At 46.1% G+C, this 13,513-nt stretch carries 7 protein-coding genes; 3 read left to right on the top strand and 4 right to left on the bottom strand.

The annotated features are described in order from the left end of the window. Positions 1-65 precede the first annotated feature (65 nt). Positions 66-620 (bottom strand): RNA polymerase sigma factor, encoded by a 555-nt coding sequence (locus Q369_RS0114475; RefSeq protein ID WP_031528515.1) that lies wholly within the window; start codon positions 618-620, stop codon positions 66-68. Between the two features lie 178 nt (positions 621-798). Here Q369_RS0114475 and Q369_RS0114470 point away from each other — a divergent pair, with 178 nt between their 5' ends. Both Q369_RS0114470 and Q369_RS0114465 read left to right on the top strand, forming a co-directional pair. Further along, positions 799-2,022, top strand: a complete 1,224-nt coding sequence (locus Q369_RS0114470; RefSeq protein WP_031528514.1) for a 4-hydroxy-3-methylbut-2-enyl diphosphate reductase — start codon at positions 799-801, stop codon at positions 2,020-2,022. A 128-nt stretch (positions 2,023-2,150) separates the two neighbouring features. Then, the gene (locus tag Q369_RS0114465) at positions 2,151-7,604 is read left to right on the top strand and encodes an alpha-2-macroglobulin family protein (protein ID WP_031528513.1); all 5,454 of its coding nucleotides are present in this window, start codon (positions 2,151-2,153) and stop codon (positions 7,602-7,604) included. Between the two features lie 5 nt (positions 7,605-7,609). Here Q369_RS0114465 and Q369_RS0114460 read toward each other — a convergent pair whose 3' ends face one another. Continuing rightward, a complete protein-coding gene (locus Q369_RS0114460) occupies positions 7,610-8,350 on the bottom strand; it encodes an MIP/aquaporin family protein (RefSeq protein WP_031528512.1) in 741 nt (246 codons plus the stop codon). Between the two features lie 155 nt (positions 8,351-8,505). On the opposite strand from Q369_RS0114460, the gene purB reads away from it, so the two are divergent. Further along, a complete protein-coding gene (purB, locus tag Q369_RS0114455; RefSeq protein ID WP_031528511.1) occupies positions 8,506-9,861 on the top strand; it encodes an adenylosuccinate lyase in 1,356 nt (451 codons plus the stop codon). 84 nt (positions 9,862-9,945) lie between these two features. Here the strand turns inward: purB and Q369_RS0114450 are convergent, their stop codons facing one another. Both Q369_RS0114450 and Q369_RS0114445 read right to left on the bottom strand, forming a co-directional pair. Further along, on the bottom strand, positions 9,946-10,662 hold the full coding sequence (locus tag Q369_RS0114450; protein ID WP_229206844.1) for a DUF3800 domain-containing protein: 717 nt from the start codon (positions 10,660-10,662) through the stop codon (positions 9,946-9,948). A gap of 157 nt (positions 10,663-10,819) precedes the next feature. Next, positions 10,820-13,372 (bottom strand): adenosylcobalamin-dependent ribonucleoside-diphosphate reductase, encoded by a 2,553-nt coding sequence (locus Q369_RS0114445; protein ID WP_031528509.1) that lies wholly within the window; start codon positions 13,370-13,372, stop codon positions 10,820-10,822. Between the last annotated feature and the right edge of the window lie 141 nt (positions 13,373-13,513).

Here is a 13,513-nt window from a genome sequence, read left to right as displayed (position 1 = left end):
CATGGGTAAATAATTTTTTCAAATCCGTATTTTTTAAGTAGATACCTTGTTAAATATTGTTAATGCTATCTGACCAGCATTTCAGTCAGCTTCCTTTTCGCTCTCATATATTGTGTTCTCGAAGTGGTTTCGCTGATTCCCAGCACCTCGCCTATTTCTTCGTGATCATAACCTTCAAACAGATAAAGACTCAGTACAACCCGGTAACCGTCAGGCAATTTTTGAACCATACTTCTCACCCGCTCCACTTCCAGCAAAGTCTCTTGCTCGTCAAAGCCCAGAGTATCGACGCTGTCCTCCATTGTTTCCTGGTATTCGTCAATCTCCACCCATTTCACCTTTCTGCTGCGCATATGGTTGATCGCCTTGTTGACCACGATCTGTTTGAGCCAGGCGCCAAATGTCGACTGCTGCCTGAACTGGTGCAGATTGGTAAATGCGTCCACAAAAGCTTCCTGCAAAGCATCCTCTGCCTCTCCCATATGGTTCAGAATCCGCATACAGATGTTGAACATGGCTTTTGAGTACGATTTGTACAACTCGTACTGCGCTTTTCGCTCGCCGAGCTTACACCGTTCCACCAGTTCGACATGCCGGTCTGGGTATATTTGTGTTTTCAAGCAGAAGGTTTAATTTTTGAACGTTCTGTAACAAAGACAGCAATGCATCTGGCATGTTGCACGTTCATTATAATTTTTTCAAAAAAATCAGATTTGAACAATGATAAACAGCAGATTGTTCTTCAGGAAGTTTAGTATAGTATCTTTGGCTGTTAGCTGCAATCTACCGAATTCGTAAATGAAAACGTTCAATATCCCGGATTTTTACAGGAGCCGGATTATCACTCCGATCAAGGAATTCCGCCGCAAAAATGACAAGCTGAAACGCGATTATTCGCCAACAGTACTTGATTTCGGGCCGGTTCAATTCCTGATCGCGCGCCACTTCGGGTTTTGTTACGGAGTTGAGAATGCAATTGACATTGCCTACAAAGCAATCGCCGAAAATCCTGGTAAACGGATTTTCCTTCTAAGTGAAATGATCCATAACCCGGATGTAAACCGCGACTTGACAGACCGCGGCGTGCGGTTCATTATGGATACCAAAGGAAATCAGCTGATTCCGTGGGAAGAGCTTACTACGGAGGATATCGTGATTGTTCCCGCATTCGGTACTACGGTTGAGAACCAGCAAAAGCTATCACAACTGGGCATTAACTCGTACGTGTACGATACGACCTGTCCGTTTGTTGAAAAAGTCTGGAACCGGGCTGCACAGATCGGCGAAAAGGACTATACGATTGTGGTTCACGGAAAACCCAAGCACGAAGAGACACGCGCCACATTTTCGCACAGCAAGGAAAATGCACCCACGGTCATCGTCGAGAATATGGCCCAGGCCGAGCGCCTGGCTGAATATATGACCGGAAAGAGAATGGCTGCCGAGTTCTTTACAGACTTTCAGGGGCAGTACTCGCAAGGTTTTAACCCAGAAAAAGATTTGCAGCGCATTGGTGTGGTTAACCAGACAACCATGCTCGCTTCCGATACGCAGGGCATTTCTGATTTTTTGAAAAATGTAATGATCCGCCATTACAATCTCCTTCCCGACCAGGTTGAAGCGCATTTTGCAAATACCAGGGATACACTGTGCTATGCTACCAATGATAATCAGGATGCAACTTATGCATTGCTGACGCAGGACGCAGACCTGGTGATTGTGGCCGGAGGTTATAACAGTTCAAACACCTCGCATTTGGTGGAGCTGTGCGAGCAAGAGCTGCCGACTTACTTCATAGAATCTGTAAACAAGTTGCTGGACAAGCAATTAATCCGTCATTTCGATCTGCATTCAAAAGAGGAAATCGTTTCAGAAAATTACCTGCCCAAGCACCAGCCAGCCCGCATTATGCTCACCTGCGGCGCTTCCTGCCCGGATGCAGTCGTCGAGGCAATTTTGCTGCGTTTACTCTCATTTTTTGAAGGTGCAAAACCTATTGAAGAGGTAATGGAAGCCTTTTAATACCGGTTATCAAGGATTTCAATCCTTTAAATCATTTGGGCTGGAAAGTTCAAGGTGATTAATCAATATACGTTAAATTAGACGGGTGATTTTTACAAAAAAGATCATCCGTTCTTTTATATGCTCTTATGAAAAAAAATTTCCTGTCTGCATTCATTTTCCTTCCTCTGCTCGCCTTACTTATCAATAGCTGCTCTTCTTTGAATGAGGTGCGGATTGCAGGTACCAACTTCGGAGATGAGATCAACCTATCTCAGAATCTTGTTTTTACTTTTAATAAAGACCTGGTATCCCTGGCAGACCTGAATAGCTGGGACTCAACGCAGTACATTCAATTTGAGCCGGCTGTGAAAGGCAAGTTCAAATGGACTGCCGAAAATGAACTTGTATTTTCACCGGTTGCAGGATTTGGCGCGGCAACTTCTTACAAGGCAAAGCTGACCGATCTGCTGACCAGGAAAGTGGCGGAAGAAAAGAAGTACGACGTTGCGAAAGAGCCGCTCGATTTTCACACACCTTTTTTGAGCTTGTCGGCGACAGAAAGCTGGTGGGCGATATCGCAGGAAACAGGTAAGCAGGAAGCCCGGATCAAGCTGGCTTTCAATTATCCGGTCAATGGTCAGGAAGTTGCTCAGAAGTTGCAGATCTCGGTGGATAATGCCAATGCCGGGTTCAAAGTCCTGCCTTCGTCCAACGATCAGGAGGTGACACTTGCGCTTACCCAGGCGGGAAAAGCCGATAATAATGCGATTCCGGTAAAGCTGACTGTAAATTCGGGAGTTAAGATCCTGAATGGAACACATGTGAGCAAAGAGCCAATGGTAACGAATGTAAACCTGCCTTCGCCGCTGCACCTGCAGGTGATCGACGTTCAGACAGGTTTTGAAAACAATGCAGGCTACGCCCGTGTGATTACGTCGCACGAGTTGGATAAGGAGAGTATTTCAAAAGGATTCAGCATCAATCCCGACACGATTAAACAGGTAGAACCAACTGCTAACGGGTTCATTTTACGAGGGGATTTTAGTGAAACGGAGACTTACACACTGCTGGTTAACAAAAACTTAAAAGAATTGCTCGGCCGGAGCCTTGAAGAAGAAACTTCGAAGGACCTGTTTTTTGGCAAACTTCCGGCTGCTGTTTCATTTACGAATAAAAAAGCAGTGTACCTGCCAGGGAAAGGATCTAAGAACATTGGTATTCAGATCGTGAACATTCCTGAGGTCCAGGTACGTATTTCTAAGTTATATGCAAATAACATCCTCAACTACATACGTCAGAACCGCTGGAAAGAATACGGTGAAGTAGATAATACATGGCAAGAAACCGGAGCCTTCCAGTATAGCGACGATTGGGAAAGTAATTTGAGTGATGTGCTGGTATTCAAGAATGTAGATACCGAGAATTTACCCAAAAGCAAGGGAGTAACTGCGCTTAACATTGCATTGCCTGACGAAAATAAGCGCCAGGGCATTTACCTGGTAACCGTTCGTTCTACAAATGAAGCGTATCTGAGTGCCACAAAGCTGATCTCCATTTCCGACATTGGTTTGATCGCCAAGCAGGGAAAAGATGAGTTATGGGTTTTTGCCAATTCTATCCAGACCAATGAGCCTATTGCTGATCTTGATATCACATTGATCAGTTCCAATAATCAGACTATACACACACTTAAAACTGACAGCAAAGGTATTGCGCATGTCGATAAGCTGGAAGAAAAGGCACCAGGGTTAAAGGTCGCATTGCTGACAGCTAGTGTGGAAGATGATTTTAATTACCTGGTTCTGAATGATACCCAGGTAGAAACCTCGCGCTTTGAAGTGGAGGGCATGCGGGATAATGTATCCGGATTTCAGGCTTTTACTTACGGGCAAAGGGATATTTACCGGCCGGGGGAAACAATGTACTTCAATACAGTACTCCGGAATCACAACTGGAACACAGCAAGCAAAATCCCGCTCAAAATGCGGATGGTTACACCAAATGGAAGGGAATACCGGACCTGGCGGAAAACAACCAATGAGCAGGGTGCGGTGGAAACCGAAGTACAAATGGACCGGGCTGCGCTGACGGGGACTTACGTTTTGGAAGTTTATAATGCTAATAATATACTCCTCGGCTCGCACGCGATCAGCGTAGAAGAGTTTATGCCCGACAGGATCAAGGTTGACCTCAGCGGCGCAAAGAAGGAGTATATGGTGGGTGATCCCGTGTCATTAACTGCAACTGCAGTCAATCTTTTTGGTCCGCCCGCAGCGAACAGGACTTATGAAATGGACTATGAACTTACACGAAAAAGGTTTCTGCCAAAGGAGTTTTCTGAGTACACTTTCGACATTCCGTCTGAGGATCCCTTCGCAAAAGACACCCGGCAAGGTATCACAAATGAAAACGGATTGGCAAAGGAAACCTTCTTACTTGGCGCCGGGCTGAAAGATATTGGTGTGCTGGAAGGGAAAATTTACGTAACTGTTTTTGACGAAAATGGCAGGCCGGTTAATCGCTTGCAGCGATTTGATGTATTTACACAGCCGATATTTTACGGGATTCGCTTACCCGATCATTATGTAGGTACCAATGCGCCTGTTCCCGTAGAGATCGTTGGGATAAATGGAAAGGGACAGCTGCAAAATGGAAGTAGCGTAAATGTGGAGGTAGTAAAGCTGGAATATCAGACTGTGGTAGAGAAAAGATATGAACAGCTGCGGTATACCTCCCGGAAAAAGGAAAAGCTTGTTTATTCCAATACAATGCGTTTGCCGGGTGGTAAGGCAACTTTCCGTTATGCGCCTACTGTCTCCGGTGAATACGAAGTAAGGGTGAAAAGGCCGGGAGCGAAGCACTATACCCTCGCCAGCTTTTATGCTTATGGTTACGGAAATACGCAGTATTCTTCGTTTGAAGTAAGCAATGAAGGAAGGGTTTTGATGGAAACCGACAAAGAAGTTTACGAAACAGGCGACGAAGCGAAGGTACTTTTTAAAACACCTTTCGACGGCCGCTTGCTTGTGACTTTGGAGCGCAACCAGGTTTTGGAACAACATATCCTTACTACGGACAAAAAAGCCGCGGAACTTACCTTCAAGATCAAGGACGAACATTTGCCCAATGTATTTGTTACAGCCACGCTGATCCGCAAAATGCACGATTCTGATATGCCGCTGACGGTTGCACATGGTTTTACTCCGGTAATTGTGCAAAATCGGGACAGAAAGTTACCGGTTTCCGTTACAGTAGCGGAAAGTTCGCGCTCGAAAGTCAAACAGCAGATCAGAATCAAAACGGCCCCGAATGCACAGGTTACCGTGTCTGTTGTAGACGAAGGGATATTACAGATCAAGAATTTCAAAACACCTGACATTTACACGCATTTCTATCAAAAAAGGGCATTGGAAGTAACCAGCCACGATTTGTATGCACAACTATTCCCGGAGCTTTCCCTGAGTAAGTCCAGTTTCGGAGGTGATGGTTTTGATCTTGAAAGGAGAATCAATCCGTTGAGTAACGGAAGAACTGAGCTGGTGTCCTTTTGGAGCAAAATTATTACGGCCAATGGAAGCGGCGAAGCTAGTTTTAGCATTGATATCCCCCAATTCAGCGGCGACTTGCGGGTAATGGCCGTTGCATACAAAGATAATGCATTCGGCTCGGCGGCTAAGAATATGAAAGTGGCTGATCCGATTGTGATCAGTGCCGCGGTACCACGGTTTTTCAGTCCGGGCGATGAGCTCACGTTGCCGGTTAATATCAGCAACACTACCAAAACAGCTGCGAATGCTACCGTGACTTTACAGCTGCAAGGCCCACTGTCGGCCGGCGCGCAACCTGCGCAAACGATTTCAGTTCCGGCTGGCAAGGAAAGCAGGGCAACCTTTTTTGTGAAAGCGGCGCAAGCAATCGGGCTGGCAAAGCTGACAGTGAAAGTCAATGCATTCGGAGAAACTTTTGTCAATGAAACGGAAGTGACAATCCGCCCGGCTTCGCCGCTTCTGAAAACAAGTAAATCGGGATTGATCGCCGGTGACAGTCAGGGATTGATCGACCTGAGCTCCTCTTTCATTCCTGCCACAAGCCGGAGCCAGATTGTGCTGAGCCGGTCGCCGCTCGTGCAGGGTGGAGGAAAGGCGCTTTCAACGTTGCTGGGCTATCCTTACGGTTGTCTGGAACAAACGATTTCAAAAGCATTTCCGCAGATTTACTTCGCCGATCTTACAAAAGCAATGGCCGCGCCAGTGTATATGGTGAGAAATGCCGAAAGTGATTTTAACCCGATGACCAATATTCAGCAGGCGATCCGGAAAGTCGAATCGCAGCAGCTTTATAATGGAGGAATGGGAATGTGGCCGGGCGCTACGCAGGAAGATTGGTGGGCAACTGCTTACGCCGTACACTTTCTGGAAGAAGCAAGAAGAGCTGGATTTGAAGTTAATCCCAAAACCGTCAGTCGCGCGCTGGACTACCTTAAACAGCAATCCGGTACCACTGCCAACAAGGAAGTGGTAATCGCATCGACGGGAGACGGATTAGCTTATGAAGGCCGACCCACCGGTACGCAAACCCGCAAACTGGTAGCAAGGCGCGAAGCGATTTACTCTCTTTACGTACTCGCATTGAATGGAAATCCGAACCGTCCTTCGATGAACTATTACAAACAGAATGCGCAGCTGCTGACTACCGATTCCAAATACCTGCTGGCAGCGGCTTTTCAGCTGGCAGGCGACGCGCGAAGCTTTGCTGCATTGTTACCGAAAAAATACGTTACTGAGCATGCAGGGCAGGGTTTGGATGAAAGTTATTCTTCCCCGCTCCGGAATATGTCACTTGTTTTGAACACGTTGCTGGAATCTGATCCGGGTAACCTGCAGATTCCTGCATTGGGTCGGCAGTTGTCACAAGCAGTGCAATCGGCATCTTACCTTAATACGCAGAAGGCGGTTTTCGCTGTACTTGCATTGGGTAAACTCGCCAGGAAAAGTGCAGGATCCACGGTAACCGCAACTGTTTCTACAGGCAATAAACAGGTGGGGACTTTTAACGGGAAAGAGCTGAAAATTTCGAAAGGTTTGGCTGGTCAGCAGGTATTGATCAAAACGCAGGGGAAAGGCGATCTGTATTGGTTTGCACAAACGGAAGGAATGTCGGCAACAGGTACTTACACCGAAGAAGACCAGGGGCTTAGCATTCGCCGGCAATTCCTGACCCGCAATGGAACACCTGTTGGCGCTTTTCATCAGAATGATCTGGTGGTTGTAAAGCTGACTCTAACCAGCATGAATGGACTACCAATTGATAATGTGGTAGTCACCGATCTGCTGCCAGCCGGATTTGAAATCGAAAATCCGCGCATTACCGAGCCGCGTGACATGCCGTGGATCAAAGATGCATCTGTACCGGAATATTATGATATCCGGGATGACAGAATTCACTTCTTCACAACTGCAGACAGACAGGCTAAGACCTTCTATTACCAGGTAAGGATTGTTTCAAAAGGCAATTTTACGGTTGGCCCGGCAGCAGCTGACGCAATGTACCGCGGCGAATACCGGAGCTACTCCGGCGGCGGCAAAATCAAGGTAGATTAAGTAACCTAAAACGAAAAAGAACGGAGGAGCAAGCCTCCTATAACAGCTCCGGCAATGGGCGCAACGACTGGAATCCAGGCGTAGCCCCAGTCGGAGCTGCCTTTGTTTGGTATCGGCAGAATTGCATGCGCAATTCTTGGTCCCAGATCACGAACCGGGTTGATTGCGTAGCCAGTGGTCCCACCCAGTGAAAGCCCGATGCTCCACACCAGCATTCCGACGAGATAGGGATTTATTCCCGACGGAATCCCTCCTTTTTCGGGATCAGAAGTGCCCGCATAGCCAATCGCGACTACGCCGACAATCAATAAAATAGTGGCGATAAATTCACTCAGAAAGTTAGGTCCGGAAGAACGCAGTGCGGGATCCGTAGCGAAACAGGCGAGTTTTGTACCAGCATCTTCGGTTACTTTCCAATGCGGAAGGTATTGCAGCCAGACAAGCACGGCACCTAGAAATGCACCGATAAGCTGTGCCGGAATGTAGCTGGCAATCAGGGTATAATCATTTTTTAAGACAGCAAAGCCGACTGTTACCGCGGGGTTAAGATGTGCAGCCGCGCTTCCGAATGCATTTGCCGTAAAAATCCCGATCATCACCGCGAAAGCCCAACCTGCCGTAATCACAATCCAACCTCCATTTGACCCCTTCGTACTTTTCAAAACTACATTGGCTACCACGCCGTTACCAAGTAAAATGAGAACCATAGTTCCGACTAATTCTCCAACAAAGGGGGAAGGCTGCATAGAAATGAAGTAAAAAGGTTTGGATCGCGAAATATGCGAATAGTTTTATATAATCTGTCTCTGATCCCAAAAAGAATATTTCGTCTCCTTTTTACCATTTTCGCACCACGAATTCCACTAACTTTGCGCGATAATCAATTTCTGTATTGAAAATCATGTCTTTAAATCAACTCACAGCGATCTCTCCGGTTGATGGCCGTTACTACAAGCAGGTATCAGAACTATCAACTTATTTCTCTGAGTACGCCCTCATCTATTACCGAGTATTTGTTGAAATAGAATACTTCATCGCATTATGCGAGTTGCCGCTGCCTCAGCTTTCAGAATTTGACAAGAAGAAATATCCATTACTGCGCAAAATCTATGAGGATTTTAGTGAACAGGATGCATTACATATCAAGGACATCGAAAAAGTGACCAACCACGACGTAAAAGCGGTTGAGTACTTTATCAAGGAGCAATTTGAAAAACTGGATATCGCGACTTACCAGGAGTTCATTCACTTTGGTCTTACGTCACAGGACATCAATAATACCGCCATTCCGCTCTCTTTGCGGGATGCATTGGAACGCCAGATTAAGCCGCTTTTCCGTCAGGTTCTTTTTGTATTGAAAAGAATGTCTATTGAATGGAAAAATGTGCCAATGCTTGCCTTCACGCACGGTCAGCCTGCCTCTCCGACACGAGTAGGCAAGGAATTTCTGGTTTTCGTGGAAAGATTGGAGCGGCAATTGGAGATGCTGGACAAAATCCCGGCATCGGCTAAGTTTGGCGGGGCTACAGGTAATTTCAATGCGCATCATGTGGCTTATCCAAAACAGGACTGGATGGCATTCGCTAACCATTTTGTGGAAGGTTTAGGCTTGAAAAGAAGCAGACACACAACGCAAATCGAGCATTATGATAATCTCGCCGCTACTTTCGACTGTCTTAAAAGGCTAAACACCATTTTAACCGACCTTAACCGGGATATGTGGACTTACATTTCCATGGGTTATTTCAAACAGAAGATCAAGGCTGGTGAAGTGGGCTCTTCGGCAATGCCACACAAGGTAAATCCCATTGATTTTGAAAATTCAGAAGGAAACCTGGGTTTGGCTACTGCCTTGTTCGAGCATTTTGCGTCAAAGTTGCCCATCTCTCGTTTACAGCGCGACTTGACGGACTCTACTGTTTTACGAAATATCGGTGTTCCATTGGCGCATTTGGCAATAGCATTGAATTCTTTGCTTAAAGGTTTGGGTAAAGTCGAATTGAATGGAGAAATGCTGAAAGCAGATCTGGAAGATAACTGGGCGGTAGTTTCTGAAGCAATTCAAACTATCTTACGCCGCGAGAGTTATCCAAAACCTTATGAGGCACTGAAAGAGCTAACCCGCACCAATGAAAAAATCACGCGCGACTCCATTTCCCGTTTCATAGAAACCCTCGACGTCTCAGAAAAAATCCGGGAGGAACTGAGGGCGTTGAGTCCGTTCAACTATTTAGGTGTGGTTGAAGACGCTAACTAGTTTTTTAGTATATTCGTGCTGGGATTGGGGTGTCTCCCGGTCGGCAAAAAGAGTCATTCTTAAGTTGGAATGGCTCTTTTGTTCTTAAGGGAATCTTTTAAGGCCAAAAATTTTTCCGTGTTTCTGGTAAAATTTGGGTTTTAGCAAATCAAATGCCGGATTCGCTCTTGTTGGATGCATGGTGTGAGTGGCAATTGGATAAGCTACCAGATCGGCAACTTGTAAACCGTTTATATTGTCTTTCTTATCTCTGAATTCTATATTCAGGTCGTATTCTTGAATTCTTTCACGGCCAATGTAGCCAGTTCCGCGAGCTTTTACCTTTTCGAAATAGCTTGCCAACTTTTTGTCTTCCTTTTCTCCTCTCTTCTCAATTATGATGCGGATAGACTTGGAATTATGCTTGAAGTCATCTAGCAAGAAAATCGTTCTTTCTATAATGAAAGACAAGCTAATCTCATAGGGGTCGTCAGCAATCCGACCATATCGCTGAATATACCTGGTTTTGTCTATCGAAGCGGCTATAATTTTAAATAAATGCGTAGATATGCAGCTATTTAGCTCATTGTAAAAAGCTCCTTTGGTGTCAAGATTGAGCAATATCTGGAATTCTTTCTGACATTTTCGAATGTCTCGGGAGTGAAATATAACCTCTTTTGTTCCCCAGAATCTAATTTTGATCTGGTTAAGATGATCTCTCATTTTTTGATAGCCATCTTCATAAAAGAGTATTCCACAAAGCACGAAGACCGGAAAGCCTGGATCGATTCTGTCGAGACCGTGATCTCCACTTTCATCCATGTATAGTGTGAATTCCAACGTTTGTTTTTTAAGTGTGTGTGGGAAATAAGAAATAGGATAGCGCCTCGGGCTTCCGGCTTTCGGCCGTCGGCTATCAGACTCTGGAATCGAAAACATCTTAGGTCTGATAGCCGACAGCTGACAACCGACAGCCACTCTATCCACATTTCGAAGAGCCGCAGTCTTTACAAGTGAGGCAGCCTTCCTGGTATAGCAGGTTGGTTGAATTGCAATTCTGGCATTTCTGTTTTGCTGCTTCGGTTCCGTCCGGAATGTATCGCTTCAAAGCCCGGGCTACTCCTGCTTTCCAGGTATTAATCGCCTCATCCAGCTGCAAGCTGCCGATGAGGTCCACCACTTTCTCGATTGGCATTCCGTGTCTCAACGTGCTGGAAATCAGCTTAGCGTAATTCCAGTATTCCGGATTGAATTTGTACGAAAGACCTTCAATTGTGGTTTTATAGCCACGTGTGTTTTTGTATTGGAAGTCGTACCTGGAAGTGCCGTCGCTTTCCCGGTTTTTAATAATATAACCATCATTTACCCAGCGCGGGATCAGAATACCATCTTCATCGTCGGCAAAACCGGTGAAGATCTCGTAAGGCCGGCCGTCGATTGTTCCGATGAATGCGATCCATTTGTCTTTCTTATTCTGAAAACGAACAACATCCGCTTCCAGGGTCTGCGGTCTTTCGGTAGGGAATGGAGCAGGCGCGTCCGCAGATTTTTCTTCTTTTTTCTCCTCATTGGAAATCAAAACGCCAGATCTCGATCCGTCTCTGTAAACTGTAACACCTTTACAGCCAGCTTTCCAGGCTTCCATGTAGCATTCACCTACCAGCTCTTCTGTCACATCATTCGGCATGTTGATCGTCACACTGATCGAGTGATCAACCCACTTCTGGATCGCGCCCTGCATCTTTACCTTTTTGAGATAATCCACATCGTTGCTGGTCGCTTTGTAGTAAGGCGACTTTTTAACAAGTTCATCGAGCTCTTTCTGAGAGTAGTTCTTTGTTAAGTCGTGGCCGTTTATCTGCATCCATTCTTTGAAACGGTGGTGAAAAACAACGTACTCTTCCCAGGAATCACCTACTTCGTCAACAAAATCAACCCGCGCATCCTTATCATTCGGATTAACCTTTCTTCTCCGTTTGTAAACAGGCAAAAACACAGGCTCAATGCCAGAAGTGGTCTGCGACATCAGGCTCGTGGTACCCGTCGGCGCGATGGTGAGCAATGCAATGTTCCTGCGGCCATATTCAAGCATTTCATAGTAAAGCTGCGCATCCGCGGCTTTCAGGCGAAGTATAAAAGGATTGTTTTTCTCCCTCTCCGAATCGAAAATGGCAAATGCGCCACGCTCTTTTGCGGTGTGCACGGAGGCGCGATAAGCTTCCAATGCAACTGTTTTGTGGATTTCAACAGCAAAATCATTGCCCGCATCGCTTCCGTAACGCAGGCCTAATGCGGCCAGCATATCTCCTTCGGCTGTGATACCAATACCTGTCCTGCGACCTTCCTGCGCCTTTTTCTGAATGTTCAGCCACAAGTTTTTCTCTACCAGCTTCACCTCCTCACTTTCCGGATCCGCATCGATCTTCTGTATGATCGCATCGATTTTTTCAAGTTCAAGGTCGATGATATCGTCCATCATGCGCTGGGCAGCGGCAATGTGTTTTTTGAACAAAGACCAATTGAAACTCGCCTGATCCGTAAATGGATTTTCAACATAAGAGAACAAATTGATCGCAAGCAGCCGGCACGAATCGTAGGGGCACAATGGAATCTCGCCGCAAGGATTGGTTGAAACTGTTTCGTAGCCGAGATCAGCATAACAATCCGGAACAGACTCCCGGGTAATGGTATCCCAAAACAAAATTCCGGGCTCCGCAGACTGCCACGCATTGTGCACGATCTTTTTCCAGAGTGCAGTTGCGTCGATATCTTTTACGTGCGTCGGCGTGGCGCTTTTTACGGGATATTGCTGTCTGTAAGTAGATTGTGACTCAACAGCTTTCATGAAATCATCGTCGATCCGCACAGAAACGTTGGCGCCGGTTACCTTACCCTGCGTCATTTTGGCGTCGATGAAATCCTCCGAATCAGGGTGCCGGATTGCGACAGAAAGCATCAATGCGCCCCGCCTGCCGTCTTGCGCTACTTCTCTCGTTGAGTTTGAAAAACGCTCCATGAACGGTACAATGCCCGTAGAAGTAAGTGCCGAATTTTTAACAGGTGAACCTTTCGGGCGAATGTGCGACAAATCGTGGCCGACACCACCGCGCCTTTTCATCAGTTGAACCTGCTCCTGGTCAATTTTCATGATCCCGCCATAAGAATCAGCGGCGCCATTGTTTCCGATTACAAAACAGTTTGACAGTGAAGCAATCTGATACGGGTTGCCAATGCCCGTCATCGGGCTACCCTGCGGAATAATGTATTTGAAATCTTTAATCAGGTCAAAGATTTCGTCCTCGCTGAGCGGATTGGCATATTTCTGTTCAATTCTCGTAATCTCCCTGGCAATGCGGCGGTGCATATCATCGGGTGTAGCCTCGTAAATCGCGCCGTAAGAATCTTTCAATGCGTATTTGGTAACCCAAACCCGGGCAGCCAGATCGTCGCCTTTAAAGTATTGAAGGGAAGCCTGGTAAGCTTCATCGGACGTGTAGGTCCTTTCAGATTGCGAGGACTGAATTGTTTCCATTTATAATAATTTTTTTGAGTAATTGGTGAAGATCAGTAATAGAGCAAATGCAATTGTGGAATTACTTGGCTTTCCAGTATTTTTGAAAAGTTTACAGGAAATTAGATAAATTGGCTTGATTTACAACGATTTATAAAAATC

The organism is Dyadobacter crusticola DSM 16708, assembly GCF_000701505.1.
Lineage (GTDB): Bacteria > Bacteroidota > Bacteroidia > Cytophagales > Spirosomataceae > Dyadobacter > Dyadobacter crusticola.
Note: the sequence above shows the minus strand (reverse complement) of the source record. Positions and strands in the feature narration are given on the sequence as shown.

What these genes read in the sequence shown, in the direction of transcription:
- Q369_RS0114445 (WP_031528509.1), bottom strand. Translation starts at nt 13,372, where the DNA reads ATGGAAACAATTCAGTCCTCGCAATCTGAAAGGACCTACACGTCCGAT.
- Q369_RS0114460 (WP_031528512.1), bottom strand. Translation starts at nt 8,350, where the DNA reads ATGCAGCCTTCCCCCTTTGTTGGAGAATTAGTCGGAACTATGGTTCTC.
- Q369_RS0114465 (WP_031528513.1), top strand. Translation starts at nt 2,151, where the DNA reads ATGAAAAAAAATTTCCTGTCTGCATTCATTTTCCTTCCTCTGCTCGCC.
- Q369_RS0114470 (WP_031528514.1), top strand. Translation starts at nt 799, where the DNA reads ATGAAAACGTTCAATATCCCGGATTTTTACAGGAGCCGGATTATCACT.
- Q369_RS0114450 (WP_229206844.1), bottom strand. Translation starts at nt 10,662, where the DNA reads ATGGATGAAAGTGGAGATCACGGTCTCGACAGAATCGATCCAGGCTTT.
- purB (WP_031528511.1), top strand. Translation starts at nt 8,506, where the DNA reads ATGTCTTTAAATCAACTCACAGCGATCTCTCCGGTTGATGGCCGTTAC.